Genomic DNA, 17,752 nt, shown 5'->3' with positions numbered 1-17,752 from the left:
GGCCCCAGCGGATTCTGCCGCTCGAAGTGGCGGCCACCCTGCGTGTAACGGGCAGGTGCTTCATGGACCTCAACACGATTGGCGAAGTCGTCCGGCGACCGTCCGGCCGGCCGGGGGCCGAGTGGCGCGAGGGCGATGCCTGGCTCGCGGGCGGGACGTGGCTGTTCTCCGCCGAACAGCCGGACCTGCGCCGCCTGATCGACCTGACGGCCCTGGGCTGGGATCCCCTCGTGCCGGGCGAAGCGGGCCTCGAGATCGGCGCCACGTGCACCATCCGGGACCTGTACGCCTTCACGCCGCCGGCCGACTGGATCGCGGGCCCCCTCATCGCGCAGAGCTGCGAAGCGTTCTTGTCCTCGTTCAAGGTCTGGAACTCGGCGACCGTCGGCGGAAACATCTGCATGTCCCTGCCGGCCGGCCCCATGATCACCCTGACGGTCGCGCTCGAGGCCGAGTACGAGCTGTGGGCCCCCGACGGCTCGGTGCGCACCGTGGATGCCCTCGACTTCGTGACCGGAAACAACCGGAACATCCTCGCTCCCGGGGAAATACTGCGGCGCATCCTCATACCGGCACGCGCCCTGCGCAAGCGCGCCGTACACCGCCTCTTCACGCTGACCCACCTCGGCCGTTCGACGGTCTTCCTCGTCGGTACGCACACGCCGGGAAGGGGCGACCTGCTGCTCACCGTCACCGCCGGCACCACACGCCCGGTGCGCATCGCCTTCGACACCGTGCCCGATGCCCGCACGGTGCAGCAGAGCATCAACGCCATCCCTGCCGACGTCTGGTTCGCCGACCCCAACGGAACCCCGGACCACCGGCACCACCTCACCCTGCACTTCGCCGACGAGATCCGGCACGCACTCCTGGCTGGGGGCCCGGCATGACCTACACCGTGAACGGCAGGAGCTTCGCCGAGGAACCGGACCCCGGTCAGTGTCTGCGTACGTTCCTGCGCGCGCTCGGCCACTTCGGCGTCAAGAAGGGCTGCGACTCCGGCGACTGCGGCGCGTGCACCGTATGGCTGGACGGCACTCCGATCCACAGCTGCATCACGCCCGCCTTCCGCGCGGAAGGCCATGAGGTGACCACGATCGAGGGTCTCGGAGAACCGGGCGACCTGCATCCCGCGCAGCGCCGGTTCCGGGACGCCCCGGGATTCCAGTGCGGTTTCTGCACCGCAGGGATGATCATGACCTCGGCGACGTTCACCGAGGCGCAGAAGGCGGACCTGCCACGGTCACTGAAGGGCAATCTCTGCCGTTGCACCGGCTACCGGGCGATCGAGGACGCGGTGAAGGGCGTCGCCGGTGTGCAGCGCGCCGCACCGGGACGGGCCGTGGGAACGAGCGTCGGTGCGCCGGCCGCCGACGACGTGGTGACCGGTCGCGCCGAATTCACGATGGACACCCGGATGGAGGGCATGCTGCACCTCAAGGTGCTGCACTCGCCCCACGCGCACGCCCGCATCCTCTCCATCGACAAGACCGCCGCGCTCGCGGTCCCCGGCGTGCACCGCGTCTACAGCTGGGAGGACGTGCCGCGCAAGCGCTTCACCACGGCGATCCACACCGACCACCTCGTCGATCCGGACGACACCTACATCCTCGACAACACGGTCCGCTTCGTCGGCCAGCGCGTCGTCGCGGTGCTCGCCGACACGGTCGGAGCGGCCGAGGAGGGCTGCCGGAAGGTGGCCGTGGAGTACGAGGTGCTGCCGGCGGTCTTCGACCCCGAGGAAGCCATGGCCGACGGGGCACCGCAACTGCACGGCTCGGAGGACCCGTTCGCCCGCGACTACGTCCACAACCTCCTGCTGGAGATCCACTCGCACATCGGCGATGTCGACGCCGGCTTCTCCGCCGCCGACGTGATCCACGAGGGCACGTACTTCTCACCGCGCGTACAGCACGCACATCTGGAGACGCACGGCTCGATCGCCTGGATGGAGGACGGGCGGCTGAACGTCCGCACCAGTTCGCAGTCTCCGTCGATCGCGAAGGTGAAGCTGGCGTACCTGTTCGCGCTGCGCCCGGACCAGCTCCGCGTGTTCTGCAAGCGCGTCGGCGGCGGTTTCGGCGGCAAGCAGGAGGTCATTTCGGAGGACCTGGCCGCGCTCGCCGCGCTCGACACGGGGCGGCCCGTCTGTTTCGAGTACACGCGCGAGGAGGAGTTCACCACGGCTTCGCCCCGGCATCCGATGAAGCTGACGGTCAAGCTCGGCGCGAAGGCCGACGGCACCCTGACCGCCTTCCAGGTCCGCAACCTGTCCAACACCGGCGCCTACGGCAACCACGGGGGCGAGACCCTGTACGCGGGCGGCTCCGCCGTCATGATCTACCGCTGCCCCAACAAGAAGTACGACGCCTTCTCCGTCTACACGAACACCGTTCCGAGCGGCGCCCTGCGCGGTTACGGAATGACCCAGCCGGCCTTCGCCGTGGAATCGGCGATGGACGAACTGGCCCTCGCCCTGCACATGGATCCGCTCGAACTGCGGCGCCGCAACATCGTGCGACCGGGCGAGCCGCTCGTCGCCCTGCACGACGGGCCCGACGACGTGGTGTTCCACGAGGACGGGCTCGGCAAGTGCATCGACCTCGTGGCCGGCGAGCTGGCCCGTACGGCCGACCAGCCCTCCCCCGGCCCCGGATGGCTCGTCGGGGTCGGCGTCGCGAGTTCCATGCACGAGACCGCGCCCCCGACCGAGCACGTCTCCGAGGCCTGGCTCACGCTCGGCGACGACCTCGTGTACGAGCTGGCCGTCGGCACCGTCGAGTTCGGGGAGGGCACGTCGACCGCGCACGTCCAGATCGCGGCCAACCAACTGGGTACGACGCCGTCGCGGATCCGCCTGGTGCAGTCCGACACCGACCGCACGGGATTCGACACCGGCGCCTTCGCGAGCGCCGGACTCTTCGTGGCCGGCAACGCGGTCCTCCGGGCGGCCAACGCGGTGCGCGACCGCATCCTGGACTTCGCCGCCTCGCACACGGGCGTGCACGTCGTGATGTGCTCGATGGACGACGACGGCGTCGTCTGCGGGGACGAGCGCGTCTCGCTGGCCACCCTCGTCGCCACGGCCCGGGCGCGCGGCATCCGGTTCACGGCCGCCCGCAAGGCGTACGGCTCGCCCCGCAGCGTCACCTCCAATACGCAGGGCTTCCGCGTCGGCGTACACCCGGTGACGGGTGAGATCCGAGTCCTGTACAGCGTCCAGGCGACCGACGCCGGTGTGCTCATCAACCCGGAACAGGTGCGGGGACAGGTGGAAGGCGGTGTCGCCCAGGGCATCGGGTTCGCGCTGACCGAGAACTTCCAGGTCGACGCCGACGGCGTCATGGCCAACCCGAACCTCCGCAACTACCGCATCCCCACCTACGCCGACGTGCCCCGCACGGACGTGCTCCTGGTGGGCTCGTCGGACTCCGTCGGGGCCATGCGCTCCAAGGGGATGGCGGAGTGCTGCATCAACCCGGTGGCCCCCGCGCTGGCGAACGCGCTCCGCGACGCCACGGGCATCCGCTACCGCGACCTGCCGCTCACTCCGGAACGGATCTACGGCCGGCTCGTCGAGAGCCATTCGGCGCGGACGGGGACGCGGCGATGACGGCCAAAGGGCAGACGGACGCCGCGGCGACGGTCATCATCGGCCGGAAGGTCCGCCCCGGCATGGAGCGGGCGTACGAGAAGTGGCAGGAGGAGGTCAACACCGCCGCCGCCCGCTACGCCGGTCACCTCGGCGCGGAAGTGACCAAGCCGACCGCCCTGCAGCCCGACTGGGTGATCGTCTACCGGTTCGACTCGGTGGCCCATCTGCAGGCGTGGATGAACGGCGCGACCAGGCAGAGGCTCCTGGACCTCGGCGCGCACTACTTCGACGGTCCCGCCACCCAGCAGGTGATCAGCGGCGGCACGCAGCCGACGGACCCGCTCGTGACCGTGGTGGTGAGCCATCGCGTCCGCCCGGACAACGTCGAGGACTTCCTCGCGTGGCAGGAGCACATGAGCCAGGAGGAGGGCAAGTTCGAAGGGTTCCGCGGCACGGAGATATTCCGCCCCGTCGAAGGCGTTCAGGACGAGTGGACCACCCTGTACCGCTACGACAACGCCGAACACCTGGACGCCTGGCTGACGTCGGCGAAGCGGCGGGAGATGCTCGCCGAAGGGGAGAAGTTCGACGACTTCAGGATGCGCACGATCGACAACTCGTTCGGCAGTTGGTTCGCCTTCGAGGAGAACGGCAAGGAGGCGCCGCCGCCCTCGGAGACCAAGACGGCCATCGCGGTCTGGGTCGGGCTCTACCCGACCGTCGTGCTGCTGTCCCTGGCCCTGCATCCGCTGGGCATGCCGTTCTGGTTCGGACTGCTCGTGGGCAACCTGCTGTCGAGCTTCATCATGAGCTTCTTCACGATGCCGCACTATGTGAACCGGCTGCTCAGGCGATGGCTGCGGCCCCCGCCGAACCAGCCGGCCACCAGGACCAACCTCGTCGGCGTCGGCATCGTCGCCGCGCTGACCGTGTTCTGGGTCGTCGTCTTCTACCTCGTGACAGAGGTGTTCTGGACGCTGCCCTGACCCGGGGCGCCCTCGGGGTCCGGGTAGATTCAGGCCATGGCGATGATCTACAAGACCACCATGAAGCCCGGTAAGACGGAGCTTCTGACTGCCTGGCTCCCGACGCGGCCGTGGTACGCGTCCACCGGGCACGCCCCCGAGCTCGACCGCTCGGGCGGGTTCCGCCTCGACGACCCCGAGGGTGAGGTCGGCATCGAGTTCATGGTGCTCACCGACCACTCGGGCGGCCGGGAAACCTCCTACCTCGTGCCGCTGACCTACCGCGGAGCCCCGCTCGACGGGGCCGCGGCCGCTCTGGTGGGCACCTCCGAGCACGGGGTGCTCGGCACCCGCTGGATCTACGACGGCGCCCACGACCCGGTGCTCGTGGGCCAGTTGCTCGCCCTGATCCAGGGCCGTGCGGTGGCGCAGGACCAGTGCGACAGCGATGCGCCCGACCCCTCCGTCACGGCGCTGTTCGCCGGACCGGAGCTCGCGACCGTGCTCTCCCGCGAGGGTCTGGAGACCTCGGACACCGTGCGGGGCACGGACGTCGTCGTGACGGGCGCCCGGGTGGCCGGGCCCCCCAGGACCCCCGGGACGCCGCCAGTGCTGAGCGTGACGCGCGTCCTGCGGCCCGAAGACGCGCGGGAGGACGCCTGCATCGCGGCCGGCGTCACCGGCCGGATCACCGCCGGCTGGACCACCCCGGACGGCTCCGCGCACCGGGGCACGTTCGCGACGCTGCGCGGCCCCGCGCGCGGCGCCGCCTGACCCGTAACGCGCCCGCACCGCACGTGAGGTCCCGGAGCCCCGGGACCTCGCGCCGGTCACCGCTCAGTCCGCGTACGCCTCTCCCCGCTCGGCCTTCGCCACCAGGGAGGCGGGCGGGGCGAAGCGCTCGCCGTACTGCTCGGCCAGCTCGCGGGCGCGGGCCGCGAAGCCGGCGAGGCCGCCCTCGTAGCCGTTGATGTACTGGATCACGCCGCCGGTCCAGGCCGGGAAGCCGATGCCCATGATGGAGCCGATGTTGGCGTCGGCGTACGAGGTCAGGACCCCCTCGTCGAAACAGCGGACGGTGTCCAGCGCCTCGGAGAAGAGCATCCGCTCCTTCATGTCTTCGAAGGGGATCCGGTACCCGTCCTTGGTGAAGTGCTCCCGCAGCCCCGGCCAGATCCCGGCGCGCTTGCCGTTCTCGTCGTACGCGTAGAACCCGCCGCCGCCGCTGCGCCCGGGGCGGCCGAACTCGTCGACCATCCGGTCGATGACGGTGTCGGCCGGGTGCTCCGGCCAGTCCCGGCCCTCGGCCTCGAAGGCCTTGCGGGTCTCGTTGCGGATCTTGCGGGGCAGCGTGAGGGTCAGCTCGTCCATCAGGGAGAGCACCTTGGCCGGGTACCCGGCCTGGGCGGCTGCCTGCTCGATGGAGGCGGGCTCGATGCCCTCGCCGACCATGGCGACGCCCTCGTTGATGAACTGGCCGATGACCCGCGAAGTGAAGAACCCGCGCGAGTCGTTGACCACGATCGGCGTCTTGTTGATCTGCCGTACGAGGTCGAAGGCGCGGGCGATGGCCTCGTCGCCGGTGCGCTCGCCCTTGATGATCTCGACCAGCGGCATCTTGTCCACGGGCGAGAAGAAGTGCAGTCCGATGAAGTCCGCGGGCCGCGAAACCCCTTCCGCGAGGCCCGTGATGGGCAGCGTGGAGGTGTTCGAGCAGAGGAGCGCGTCGGGAGTCAGGAACTCCTGGATCTCCTGGAACACCTTGTGCTTGAGGGTGGTGTCCTCGAAGACGGCCTCGATGACGGCGTCGCAGCCCGCGAGGTCGGCGGGCTCGGCGGTCGGGGTGATCCGGGCGAGCAGCTCGGCCCGCTTGGCCTCCGTCGTGCGGCCCCGGGACAGGGCCTTGTCGAGCAGCTTCTCGGAGTACGCCTTGCCCTTGGCGGCGGCCTCGGGGGTGACGTCCTTCAGTACCACCTCGATGCCCGCGCGGGCGCAGGAGTAGGCGATGCCCGCGCCCATCATGCCGGCGCCGAGGACGGCCACCTTGGTGACCTTGCGGGGTGGCACGCCCTGCGGGCGGCTGCGGCCGGCGTTGACGGCCTGGAGGTCGAAGAAGAACGCCTGGATCATGTTCTTGGCGGTCTGCCCGGTGACCAGCTCGGTGAAGTAGCGGGCCTCGATGGTCAGTGCGGTCTCGAAGTCCACCTGGGCGCCTTCGACGGCGCAGGCCAGGATGTTGCGCGGGGCCGGGTACGGGGCCCCGTTCAGCTGCTTCTTCAAGTTGGCCGGGAAGGCCGGGAGGTTGGCGGCGAACCGCGGGTTGGACGGAGTGCCGCCCGGGATCTTGTAGCCGGGGACGTCCCACGGCTGCTTCGACTCCGGGTTCGCGTCGATGAAGGCGTGCGCCTTGGCGAGCATCTCCTCGGGCGTGGCGGCCAGTTCGTGCACCAGGCCGTTGTCCAGGGCGCGCTGGGGGCTGTACTGGGTCCCCTGGAGCAGCACCTTCAGCAGCGCGTCGGCGATGCCCATGAGGCGCACGGTGCGGGTGACGCCGCCGCCGGCCGGGAGCAGGCCGAGGGTGACCTCGGGCAGGCCGATCTTGGAGCCGGGTGCGTCGAGGGCCACGCGGTGGTGGGAGGCCAGGCAGATCTCGTAACCGCCGCCGAGGGCCGTGCCGTTGATGGCGGCTACCACCGGCTTACCGAGGGTCTCGATGCGGCGCAGCGAGCGCTTGATCTCGGTGCCGATGTCGAAGGCCAGCTGCGCGTGCTCGGGGCGCAGCCGGATCATGTCCTTCAGGTCGCCGCCCGCGAAGAAGGTCTTCTTGGCGGAGGCGAAGATGATGCCGCGGATGGAGTCCTTCTCGGCCTCGGCGCGGTCCGCGACCCGGGCGATGGAGTCCTTGAAGGCCTGGTTCATCGTGTTGGCGGACTGGTTGGGGTCGTCGAGGACCAGGGTGACGACGCCGGTCTCGTCCTGTTCCCAGCGGATCGTGGTGGACTCGCTCATGGTCACTGCTTTCGTTTCGGAAGGTCCGGGGGGCAGGGATGCAGGACGGGATTCAGAGGCGTTCGACGATGGTGGCGACGCCCATGCCACCGCCGACGCAGAGGGTGACGAGGCCGTAGCGCTTGTCCTGGCGCTCCAGTTCGTCGACGACGGTGCCGAGGATCATCGCGCCGGTCGCGCCGAGCGGGTGGCCGAGCGCGATGGCGCCGCCGTTGACGTTGACCTTGTCCAGGGAGACGCCCATGTCCTTGACGAAGCGGAGCACGACGCCGGCGAAGGCCTCGTTGATCTCGATCAGGTCGATGTCGTCGATGGTCAGGCCGGCCTTGGCGAGGGCCTTGCGGGTGGCCGGGGCGGGTCCGGTGAGCATGATGGTGGGCTCGGAGCCGGAGACTGCGGCCGAGACGATCCGGGCGCGGGGCGTGAGCCCATTGCGTTCGCCCGCCTCGCGGGAGCCGATCGCGACGAGGGAGGCGCCGTCGACGATGCCGGAGGAGTTGCCCGCGTGGTGGACGTGATCGATCTTCTCGACCCAGTGGTACTTCTGCAGCGCGACGGCGTCGAAGCCGCCGAGCTCGCCGATGTCGGCGAAGGAGGGCTTCAGCCGGGCGAGGGTGTCGGCGGTGGTGCCGGGGCGGACGAACTCGTCGTGGTCCAGGACCACCAGGCCGTTGCGGTCGGTGACCGGGACGATCGACTTGGCGAAGCGGCCGTCCTTGATCGCGGCGGCGGCCCGCTCCTGGGACAGGGCGGCGTACTCGTCCACCTCGCGCCGGGAGAATCCCTCGATCGTGGCGATCAGGTCGGCGCCGATGCCCTGCGGGACGAAGTCGGTGTCCCAGCCGGTCATGGGGTCGTTGAACCAGGCTCCGCCGTCCGAGGCCATCGGGACGCGGGACATGGACTCCACGCCGCCCGCGAGGACCAGGTCCTCCCAGCCGGAGCGGACCTTCGCGGCGGCCATGTTGACCGCTTCGAGGCCCGAAGCGCAGAAGCGGTTCTCCTGGACGCCCGCGACGGTGTCCGGCAGCCCGGCGGCGATCGCCGCGACCCGGGCGATGTCGGAGCCCTGGTCGCCGACCGGGCTGACGACGCCCAGCACGATGTCGTCGATGGTGGCGGGGTCCAGGCCGGGGTTGCGCTCGCGCAGGGCGTGGATGAGGCCGACGACCAGGTCGATCGGCTTGGTGCCGTGCAGGGAGCCATTGGCCTTGCCCCGTCCGCGCGGCGTGCGGATCGCGTCGTATACGTACGCTTCGGTGCTCACTGGTCAAGCCTTTCGGGGGTGCGGAGGCGTGGGGAGGGTCAAGGGAGGCAGGGGGAGGTCAGCCCAGCAGGGAACGGCCGATGATCTCCTTCATGATCTCGGTCGTGCCGCCGTAGATGGTCTGGATGCGGCCGTCGGTGAAGGCCCGCGCGACCCGGTACTCGGTCATGTATCCGTATCCGCCGTGCAGTTGCAGGCAGCGGTCGGCGACCCGCTTCTGGAGTTCGGTGGCCCACCACTTGGCCATCGAGGCGTGGACGTGGTCCAGTTCCCCGTGGGAGTGGTCGGTGATGCAGCGGTCGAGGAAGGTACGGGTGACCGCGCACTCGGTGGCCATCTCGGCGATCTCGAAGCGGATGTGCTGGAGCTTGGAGAGCGGCCGCCCGAAGGCCTCGCGCTCCTTCACGTACTGCGTGGTGATCTCCAGCAGGTACTCGGCGGCGGCGATGCCGGCCATCGCGATGCCCATCCGCTCCTGCGCGAGGTTGGTCATCAGGTGGACGAAGGCGCCGTTCAGCTCGCCGAGCAGGTTCTCCTTGGGGACGCGCACGTCGTTGAAGAACAGTTCGGCGGTGTCCTGCGCCTTCTGCCCGATCTTGTCGAGGTTGCGGCCGCGCTCGAAGCCCTCGGTGCCGCGCTCCACGACCAGCAGGGACATGCCGTGCGCCCCGCCCTCGGGGGTGGTCTTCGCGACGACGATCACCAGGTCGGCGAGGATGCCGTTGGAGATGAAGGTCTTGGAGCCGTTCAGCACCCAGTGGTCGCCCGCGTCCTCGGCGGTGGTCCGGATGCCCTGGAGGTCGGAGCCCGCGCCCGGCTCGGTCATCGCGATGGCGGTGATGATCTCGCCGGAGCAGAAGCCGGGCAGCCAGCGGCGCTTCTGCTCCTCCGTGGCCAGCGAGGTCAGGTACGGCCCGATGATGTCGTTGTGCAGGCCGATGGCGAGTCCGGCGGCGCCCGCCCGGGTGAACTCCTCGGCGATCACCGCCGCGTACCGGAAGTCGGTGTTCCCGCCGCCCCCGTACTCCTCCGGGACGGCCAGGCCCAGCAGGCCCTGCCGGCCGGCGGCCCGCCAGGCCTCGCGGCTGACGATCCCGTCCTTCTCCCACTGCTCGTAGTGCGGCAGCACCTCCTTGGTGAGGAAGGTGCGGACGGTCTCCCGGAACGCCTCGTGGTCGGCGTCGAAGAGCTGGCGTTTCATTTCAGGGGCCCCCTAGAGCCAGTTCTTGACGGTTTCGACGAGCCGGGCCGGCTCGGGGCCCACGGGCGTGACGTTGAGCATGGTCACCCCGGCGGCCCGGAAGGCCTCGACGCGCTCGCGTACGTAACCCTCGGGCCCGCACAGCGTGGTGAGCTCGCACAGCTCGTCCGGTACGGCGGCCGCGGCATCGCGCTTGTGCCCGGAGAGGTAGAGCTCCTGGATCTTCCGGGCCTCCTCCTCGTACCCGTAGGCGACGGCCAGGTCGTTGTAGAAGTTCTTGCCGACCGCGCCCATGCCGCCGACGTACAGGGCGATCTGCGGCCGCGCGAGGTCCCTCAGGGCCGCCGCGTCCTCGCCGATGGCGAGCAGTCCGCCGGCCACCGTCCGCAGCGGGCCGAGTTCCGGCGCGCGCAGGGCGGCGCCCTCGGCGAGCGCGCTCCCCCACACGGCGCCGGCCTTCTCCGGCACGAAGAGGGTCGGCAGCCAGCCGTCGGCGATCTCGGCCGTCATCCGCACGTTGGCCGGTCCCAGCGAGGCCACGTAGACGGGGATGTCGGCGCGGACCGGCCGGGTCAGCATCTTCAGCGGCTTGCCGTGCCGGCCTCCCTTCTCGGGCGGCAGCGGCATGTCGGTGATGCCGTGGTGGTCGATGGTCTCGCGGCGCCAGATGCGGCGGCACAGCTCGACGGTCTCGCGGGTCCGGCCGATGGGCTTGTCGTACGGCTTCCCGTGCCAGCCCTCGACCACCTGCGGGCCCGACGCCCCCAGGCCGAGCATGGCCCGGCCGCCGGACATCGCGTCCAGGCCGGCCGCCGTCTGGGCGATGAGGGCGGGGGTGCGCGAGTACACGTTGAGGATGGCCGAGCCGATCTTCATCCGCTCGGTCCGGGCGGCCAGGTACCCCATGATCGTCGGGGCGTCGAAGCCCCAGGCCTCGGCCACCCACACCGCGTCGAGCCCGGCCGTCTCCAGCTCTGCCGCCGCGTCGGCGGCGCGGCGCGGGTCCGCGGAGTAGTCGAGCATCATCGAGAGTTCCATCAGGCGCCGGACTCCTTGCCCAGCAGCCCCGGTACGCCCCAGTCGGCCGCCACCGACTCCGTGTGCGCGCCCGGCAACGCCGGGCCGCCCACGGCGGTGGCCGGGGTCGCGGAGAAGCGGGGCGCGGGGGCGGGCTGGGTGATCCCGGCGGCCTCGACGAAGGTGCCGCGGGCGGCCAGGTGCGGGTGCTGCGGGGCCTCGCGCAGGGAGAGCACGGGCGCCACGCAGGCGTCGGTGCCCGCGAAGACGGCCGTCCACTCCTCTCGGGTACGGGACTTGAAGCGCGCGGCGACGGCCTCGCGGAGCTCGCCCCAGCGGGCCAGGTCCTTGCGGGCGGGGGCCTGGTCCTTGATGCCGAGGAGTTCCACGAAGGTGTCGTAGAACTGCTGCTCCAGCGCGCCGACCGCCATGTAACCGCCGTCGGAGGTCTCGTAGCTGCCGTAGAAGGGGCAGCCGCCGTCGAGGAGGTTGGCCCCGCGCCGGTCCTGCCAGCCGCCGGCCGCCATCATCCCGTGGATCATGGCGGTGAGGTGGGCGGTGCCGTCGACGATGGCCGCGTCGACGACCTGGCCGGTGCCGCCGGGCGTGCGGGCGTGCTGGAGGGCGGCGAGTACGCCGATGACGAGGTAGAGCGAGCCGCCGGCGTAGTCGCCGACCAGGTTGGCGGGGACCGCCGGGGGTTCGCCCGGGTTGCCGATCATGCCGAGGGCGCCGGTGACGGCGATGTACGCGATGTCGTGCCCGGCGGTGTGGGCGAGCGGGCCGTCCTGGCCCCAGCCGGTCATCCGGCCGTAGACGAGCCGGGGGTTGCGGGCGTGGCAGTCGGCCGGGCCCACGCCGAGCCGTTCGGCGACCCCGGGGCGGAAGCCCTCGATGAGCACGTCGGCGCGCTCGACCAGGTCCAGTACGCGGGCCGGGCCGTCGGCGGACTTCAGGTCGACGAGGACGGAGCGCTTGTTCCGGTTGGTGATGTCGTAGGCCGGGTTCACTGCCAGTCCGCCGCCGCCGGGCCGGTCGACGCGCACCACGTCGGCCCCCAGGTCGGCCAGGAGCATGGCGGCGAACGGGCCGGGCCCGATGCCCGCCAGCTCCACGACGCGCACGCCCGCGAGCGGGCCCCCGCCGCTCCCGGGCGCGTTCCCTGTCACTGCCATCGAGCCCCCAGCATCCGGTGGCACCACTGCCGCCACTGTGTGACACAACTGATGTAACACCAGTGATGCTAGGAACCTGTTCCACTCAGCACAAGAGCAAGCGCTTAGCCGGTTGGGGCGTTTCGCGCGTCGAGCTCCTTGAGGTCCCGTTTGAGCGCGACGGTCCGGTAGCTCTCCTCCACCCATTCGCACAGCACCTCGGCGGAGGGCGCCCCCTTCTCCCCCAGCGGCACGGAGACCCAGCCGGCCTTGCCCAGCCCGTAGCCGGTCGGCTCCGCTCCGGGCGCGGTCATGGCGTGACCGTGCAGCGCCTCGTCCTTGAGCTTCACGGAGATCCCGGGCGAGGGGCCGTCGGTGTTCCCGAGGAAGACGAAGATCTTCTTGTTGACCTTCACGACACAGTCCTCAGGACCCCAGGGAAACTCCTCCCGCGCCTGCGGCAGCCCCAGGGCGAACGCCCAGACCGCCTCCCACCTGCGCACCCCAGCCTTCACGCGAACCTCCACTCATCGCAGGCCGCACCCGCTCGCGCGGACCGTCCCTCCCTCCCCACGCTAGGCCGTCCGCGGCCGGGGCGGAGGAATCGACGCCCGACACGGCGCACGACGGACGGTGCGCCGACGGCGGAACCGGGGCCGGTACCGGGGTGCTTTCCGCCGTACGGCCGCCACCCGCTAGCCTCAGCCACCACCGACACCGTCTGGGAGGCTCCCGATGAACGCAGCTGTCCGGCACGAACCGCGCACCGCGGAACGGGAGTACGACCTCGTACTCTTCGGCGCGACCGGGTTCGTGGGGTCGCTGACCGCCGAGTACCTCGCGGCGCACGCCCCCGCGGACTGCCGCTGGGCCCTCGCCGGGCGGGACCTCGCGAAGCTGGAGCGGCTGCGCGAGCGGCTGACCGCCCTCGACCCGCGCTGCGCGGACCTGCCGCTGCTGCGCGCCGACGCCCAGGACGCCGCGGCGACGCGCGAACTGGCCGCCTCCACCCGGGTGCTGGCCACTACCGTGGGGCCGTACGTCCTGTACGGGGCCCCGCTGGTGGCCGCCTGCGCCGCGGCGGGCACCGACTACCTGGACCTGACCGGCGAGCCGGAGTTCGTGGACCGGATGTACGTCGAGCACGACGCGCGGGCCCGCGAGAGCGGCGCCCGGATCGTGCACGCCTGCGGCTTCGACTCCGTCCCGGCCGACCTCGGGGCGTACTTCACGGTCAGCCAACTGCCGGCCGGGGTCCCGCTGACCGTGGACGCCTTCGTGCGCTCCAACGCCCTGTTCTCGGGCGGCACCTTCACCACGGTGCTCACCGCGCTGGGCCGCGGACCGCAGAACCTGGCCGCCGCCCGCGCGCGCCGGATGCACGAGCCGCGGCTGCTGGGCCGGCGGGTACGGGTGCCCGTGGGCGCACCGCGCTTCAGCCGGGAGACCGGCACCTGGGCCCTGCCGCTGCCCGTCCTGGACGTCCAGGTCGTGGCCCGTTCGGCGGCGGCGCTGGAGCGGTACGGCCCGGACTTCCGCTACCGGCACTACGCCTCCGTACGGCACCTGCCCGTCGCGGTGGGCGGTACGGCGGCGGTCGGCGGGGTGGCCGCCCTGGCGCAGATCCCGCCGGTGCGCCGGTGGCTCGCGGACCGCTGGGAGCCGGGCCAGGGCCCGGACGCGGAGCGGCGGGCGCGCAGCTGGTTCAGCGTGCGGTTCGTGGGCGAGGGCGGCGGCCGCCGGGTCTTCACCGAAGTATCGGGCGGCGACCCGGGGTACGGGGAGACCGCGAAGATGTTCGCGGAGTCCGCGCTCTGCCTCGCCTACGACGCCCTGCCCGAGCTCTCCGGCCAGCTGACCACCGCCGTGGCGATGGGCGACGCCCTGCTGGACCGGCTCCGGAAGGCGGGCATCCGCTTCCGGGTGGCGGCCTCCGACTGAGGCGCCGGGCCCTAGGCCGTGGCTTCGCGCAGGGCCCGCCGGCACAGGGAGTCGGCGTGCCGGGTGCTCTCCGGGATCCGGAAGCGGGGGCTCAGCGCCAGGGCGTGCGCGCAGGCGTTGTCCAGGGAGACCCGGTGGCCCACCGATACGTACACGGGCTTGATCCCGTCCTGCGTGCGCAGCGCCCGCCCGACGACCTCGCCGTCGGGCGCGCGGAGCGGGGAGAGGTCCCCGCGCCGGGCGCCCGGTTCCTCGTAGGTGAAGGTGAACGGGTTCTTCGCGACGCCGATGGCGGGCAGCCCGGTGACCACCCCGAGGTGGCAGGCGAGCCCGAAGCGGCGCGGATGGGCCAGTCCGTAGCCGTCGCAGACGACCAGACCGGGCGTGACCGTCAGTGATTCCAGCGCGGCGAGCACGGTCGGCAGCTCACGGAAGGCGAGCAGCCCGGGGACGTAGGGGAAACTGACGCGGCCTACGGAGGTGGCCTCCTCGACGACCTCGAGGGTCGCGGCGTCGAGGACGACGGCCGCGGCGGCCACCAGGTCACGCTCGTCGTCGTAGGCCACGTCCACACCGGCGATCAGCCCTTCGCCGGGCGGGGGTCCGGTTTCGGCCAGGACGACCAGGTCGCGCAGTTCGTCCTGTATCGCCTTGGCCTCGGCCTCGTCGGCGGGGTTCTTCGCACTCGTCATAGTGGTGCGAGAGTAGCCTGGCGATCATGTTCGTCATGGAGCTCACCTACACCGCGCCCGTCGAAGCCGTCGAAGAGGAGATGGACGCGCACCTCGCCTGGCTGGACGGCTACTACGCCGCCGGCATCTTCCTCGCCTCGGGCCGCAAGGTCCCGCGCGACGGGGGCGTGATCCTGGCCGGCGGGATCTCCCGCGCGGAGGTCGAGAGGATCGCGGCCGAGGACCCCTTCACCGTGGCGGGGGTCTGCGCCTACCGCATCACCGAGTTCCTCGCGACGAAGACGTCCTCGGACCTGGCGACGGTGCGGGAGAACCCGGCGGTGTAGCGGGGCGCGCAGAGGCCCTGAGCGGGTGGTCCGGAGCGTGCTTTGGGCCTGTGGAGTGAGCGGGAACCAGCCTTACTGGGAGGCCCCCGAGGCCTGCCGATGAGCCCCGGATGCCCGTGCCACCCGTCACCCTGTGCGATCACACAGGCGCGTTCAGGCCATTCGGTGACACAGCTCACTCCGGCTCGCGTGCACGGATTCGCCGAATCGCGCGTCTATCCCGTTGCCGGGCCCCCACCCCGCGGTCCGGCACGAGATCCGCCGCAAGGGAGCGAGCCTTGATCACTGTCATCGAGCAGGCCGTGCAGGCCCGACTGGTCGCCACCGCACCGAAGGTCGACACCGTCCCGGTCACGCTCTGCTACGACCGGTCGGATCCCTTCGCCGTCCGGATGGCCTTCCCCGCGCCCGCGACCCTGGAGGGCATCGAGGTCTCGTGGACCTTCTCCCGCGAGCTGCTGGAGTCCGGGCTGGGCCGCCCCTCCGGCTACGGGGACGTGCGCGTGCGCCCGTACGACGCCGACCGGACCACCGTGGAGTTCCACGCCCCCGAGGGGGTCGCGATCGTGCTGATGCTGACGGCCGAGCTGCACCGCTTCCTGGAGCGGGCCTCCACGATCGTGCCGCCGGGCCTGGAACACCTGTACCTCGACATGGACCAGAGCCTCGCGGATCTGATGCGAGGCTCCTGCTGAATTTCGGCGCCGGATCCGGTCCCCTCCCGCGGCCCGGTCGCCTCGCTCCCGCTTCCTTCCTTGGTTCGTTAATCCGTTTGCCGGCGGCTCCGGCCGCCCCGTAGCTTCGTAGACGCCCCATCGCCGTCGAAACGGAGCAGGACATTGCTTCTCTGAGGTCCGAGACACCGACCACCGCCCTCACCCGCGGTCCGCTGTCTCCCCCGCGTTGCACTCACCACTCACGCAACCTGGAGGCCTCCATGAGTCCTGCTCCCACCTTCATCACCTGCTCCGACCTGTCCTTCGACTGGCCCGACGGAACGCCCGCCTTCGAGCGGTTCCAGTTGACCGTCGGCCCCGGCCGTACCGGCCTGATCGGGCGCAACGGCTGCGGGAAGTCCACCCTGCTGAAGCTCATCGCGGGGGAACTTGCCCCGAGCGCCGGCCAGTTGGCCGTTGCCGGCACGGTCGGCCACCTTCCGCAGACGGTCACCTTCGACACCGCCCTACGGGTCGACGAGGCACTCGGCGTCCACACCGCCCGGGCCGCCCTGCACGCCATCGAGGCGGGCGAGGCGACCGAGGCGAACTTCGCGGCGGTCGGCGACGACTGGGACGTGGAGGAGCGGGCCCTCGCCACGCTCGACCAGCTCGGTCTCGGCCGGATCGGCCTGGACCGCACCACCGGCGAACTGTCGGGCGGAGAGTGCGTGCTGCTCCGGCTGGCCGCTCTGCTGCTGAGCCGTCCGGACGTCCTGCTGCTGGACGAGCCCACCAACAGCCTCGACCTGCGGGCCCGGCGCCGGCTCTACTCGGCCGTCGAATCCTGGTCCGGGGTGATGCTCCTGGTCAGCCACGACCGGGAGCTGCTGGACCGGGTCGACCAGATCGCCGACCTGCACGAAGGCGAAATCCGCTGGTACGGCGGCAACTTCACGGACTACGAGGAGATGCTCGCGGCCGAGCAGGAGGCGGCCGAGCGGATGGTCCGGGCCGCGGAGGGCGACGTACAGCGACAGAAGCGCGAACTGGCGCAGGCGCACACGAAACTGGCCCGGCGCAAGCGGTACGGCCAGAAGATGTTCGAGTCCAAGCGCGAACCGAAGATCGTCATGGGTGCCCGCAAGCGTGCGGCGCAGGAGTCGGCTGGCAAGCACCGCATCATGCACACCGAGAAGCTGGCCGAGGCCGAGGAACGCCTCGACCAGGCGGAGCTGGCGGTGCGCGACGACGCCGAGATCCGGATCGCACTGCCCGCCACCCAGGTCCCGCCGGGCCGCCGCGTGTTCACCCTGAGCGGGTTGCACCCGGTCCACGGCGGGGCCGTGGCGGGCGAGTGGGAGCTGCGCGGTCCGGAGCGGATCGCGCTGGTGGGGGCCAACGGCTCGGGCAAGACCACCCTGCTGCGCACGATCGCGGGGGAACTCGCCCCGCTGTCGGGCGAGTCGGTGACCCACGTCCCGGCCCGGTTCCTGCCACAGCGGCTCGACGTACTGGACGACGAGCGCTCGGTCGTGGAGAACGTGGCGCGGTTCGCCCCGCACGCGACGAACAACCTGATCCGGGCGCGGCTCGCGCACTTCCTGTTCCGGGGTGCGCGGGCGGACCGGCCGGCCGGCACGCTGTCGGGCGGCGAGCGGTTCCGGGCGACGCTGGCGGCGCTGCTCCTCGCGGAGCCGGCTCCGCAGCTGCTCATGCTGGACGAGCCGACCAACAACCTGGACCTGGCGAGCGTACGGCAGTTGACCGGTGCGCTGGATTCCTACGAAGGGGCGCTCGTGGTGGCGAGCCACGACGTGCCGTTCCTGGAATCCATCGGCATCACGCGCTGGCTGCTGCTCGACGACGGGCTGCGGCCGACGACGGCCGAGGAGGTCCACCGGTCGCTGTGGCACGACTGACGGGCAC

15 protein-coding genes are annotated in these 17,752 nt (G+C 71.3%); 8 read left to right on the top strand and 7 right to left on the bottom strand.

Annotation, left to right across the window (positions count from 1 at the left end; genetic code table 11):
* Positions 1-62: 62 nt before the first annotated feature.
* The 4 genes from OG247_RS35895 to OG247_RS35880 are packed head-to-tail and all read left to right on the top strand — an operon-like array spanning position 63 to position 5,334.
* On the top strand, positions 63-890 hold the full coding sequence (locus OG247_RS35895; RefSeq protein WP_327256134.1) for an FAD binding domain-containing protein: 828 nt from the start codon (positions 63-65) through the stop codon (positions 888-890).
* The gene (locus OG247_RS35890) at positions 887-3,613 is read left to right on the top strand and encodes a molybdopterin-dependent oxidoreductase (protein ID WP_327256133.1); all 2,727 of its coding nucleotides are present in this window, start codon (positions 887-889) and stop codon (positions 3,611-3,613) included. Before OG247_RS35895 ends, OG247_RS35890 begins: the two co-directional genes overlap by 4 nt.
* Positions 3,610-4,581: an antibiotic biosynthesis monooxygenase gene (locus OG247_RS35885; RefSeq protein WP_327256132.1), complete on the top strand. Its 972-nt coding sequence runs from the start codon at positions 3,610-3,612 to the stop codon at positions 4,579-4,581. Before OG247_RS35890 ends, OG247_RS35885 begins: the two co-directional genes overlap by 4 nt.
* Before the next feature lie 36 nt (positions 4,582-4,617).
* Positions 4,618-5,334 carry a maltokinase N-terminal cap-like domain-containing protein gene (locus tag OG247_RS35880; protein WP_327256131.1) on the top strand — a complete coding sequence of 239 codons (717 nt, stop codon included), beginning with the start codon at positions 4,618-4,620 and terminating at the stop codon, positions 5,332-5,334.
* 63 nt (positions 5,335-5,397) lie between these two features.
* Here OG247_RS35880 and OG247_RS35875 read toward each other — a convergent pair whose 3' ends face one another.
* From OG247_RS35875 to OG247_RS35850, 6 genes are all read right to left on the bottom strand, one after another.
* Positions 5,398-7,569, bottom strand: a complete 2,172-nt coding sequence (locus tag OG247_RS35875) for a 3-hydroxyacyl-CoA dehydrogenase NAD-binding domain-containing protein (protein ID WP_327256130.1) — start codon at positions 7,567-7,569, stop codon at positions 5,398-5,400.
* Positions 7,570-7,621: 52 nt separating this feature from the next.
* Positions 7,622-8,836: an acetyl-CoA C-acetyltransferase gene (locus OG247_RS35870; protein ID WP_327256129.1), complete on the bottom strand. Its 1,215-nt coding sequence runs from the start codon at positions 8,834-8,836 to the stop codon at positions 7,622-7,624.
* Positions 8,837-8,894: 58 nt separating this feature from the next.
* Positions 8,895-10,037 (bottom strand): acyl-CoA dehydrogenase family protein, encoded by a 1,143-nt coding sequence (locus OG247_RS35865; protein WP_327256128.1) that lies wholly within the window; start codon positions 10,035-10,037, stop codon positions 8,895-8,897.
* Between the two features lie 12 nt (positions 10,038-10,049).
* On the bottom strand, positions 10,050-11,075 hold the full coding sequence (locus OG247_RS35860; protein WP_327256127.1) for an LLM class F420-dependent oxidoreductase: 1,026 nt from the start codon (positions 11,073-11,075) through the stop codon (positions 10,050-10,052).
* Positions 11,075-12,229, bottom strand: a complete 1,155-nt coding sequence (locus tag OG247_RS35855) for a CaiB/BaiF CoA transferase family protein (RefSeq protein ID WP_327256126.1) — start codon at positions 12,227-12,229, stop codon at positions 11,075-11,077. The genes OG247_RS35860 and OG247_RS35855 overlap by 1 nt, the downstream gene beginning before the upstream one ends.
* Positions 12,230-12,333: 104 nt before the next feature.
* Entirely contained in the window at positions 12,334-12,735 is a 402-nt protein-coding gene (locus OG247_RS35850) for an MmcQ/YjbR family DNA-binding protein (RefSeq protein WP_327256125.1), read from the bottom strand.
* A gap of 208 nt (positions 12,736-12,943) precedes the next feature.
* Here OG247_RS35850 and OG247_RS35845 point away from each other — a divergent pair, with 208 nt between their 5' ends.
* Positions 12,944-14,149 (top strand): saccharopine dehydrogenase family protein, encoded by a 1,206-nt coding sequence (locus OG247_RS35845; RefSeq protein ID WP_327256124.1) that lies wholly within the window; start codon positions 12,944-12,946, stop codon positions 14,147-14,149.
* Between the two features lie 11 nt (positions 14,150-14,160).
* Here OG247_RS35845 and OG247_RS35840 read toward each other — a convergent pair whose 3' ends face one another.
* Positions 14,161-14,841, bottom strand: a complete 681-nt coding sequence (locus OG247_RS35840; protein ID WP_327256123.1) for an endonuclease V — start codon at positions 14,839-14,841, stop codon at positions 14,161-14,163.
* A 26-nt stretch (positions 14,842-14,867) separates the two neighbouring features.
* Between OG247_RS35840 and OG247_RS35835 the strand changes: the two genes are divergently transcribed.
* The 3 genes from OG247_RS35835 (at position 14,868) to OG247_RS35825 (ending at position 17,745) form a co-directional block, all read left to right on the top strand.
* Complete coding sequence (locus OG247_RS35835; protein ID WP_327256122.1) at positions 14,868-15,167, top strand: YciI family protein; 300 nt, start codon at positions 14,868-14,870, stop codon at positions 15,165-15,167.
* Between the two features lie 278 nt (positions 15,168-15,445).
* Entirely contained in the window at positions 15,446-15,862 is a 417-nt protein-coding gene (locus tag OG247_RS35830; protein ID WP_327256121.1) for an SsgA family sporulation/cell division regulator, read from the top strand.
* Between the two features lie 242 nt (positions 15,863-16,104).
* On the top strand, positions 16,105-17,745 hold the full coding sequence (locus OG247_RS35825) for an ABC-F family ATP-binding cassette domain-containing protein (protein ID WP_327256120.1): 1,641 nt from the start codon (positions 16,105-16,107) through the stop codon (positions 17,743-17,745).
* Positions 17,746-17,752 lie beyond the last annotated feature (7 nt).

It is taken from the genome of Streptomyces sp. NBC_01244 (assembly GCF_035987325.1).
In the GTDB taxonomy this organism is placed as follows: domain Bacteria; phylum Actinomycetota; class Actinomycetes; order Streptomycetales; family Streptomycetaceae; genus Streptomyces.
The sequence above is the reverse complement of the archived record's forward strand: the minus strand, read 5'-3'. Positions and strand labels throughout refer to the sequence as shown.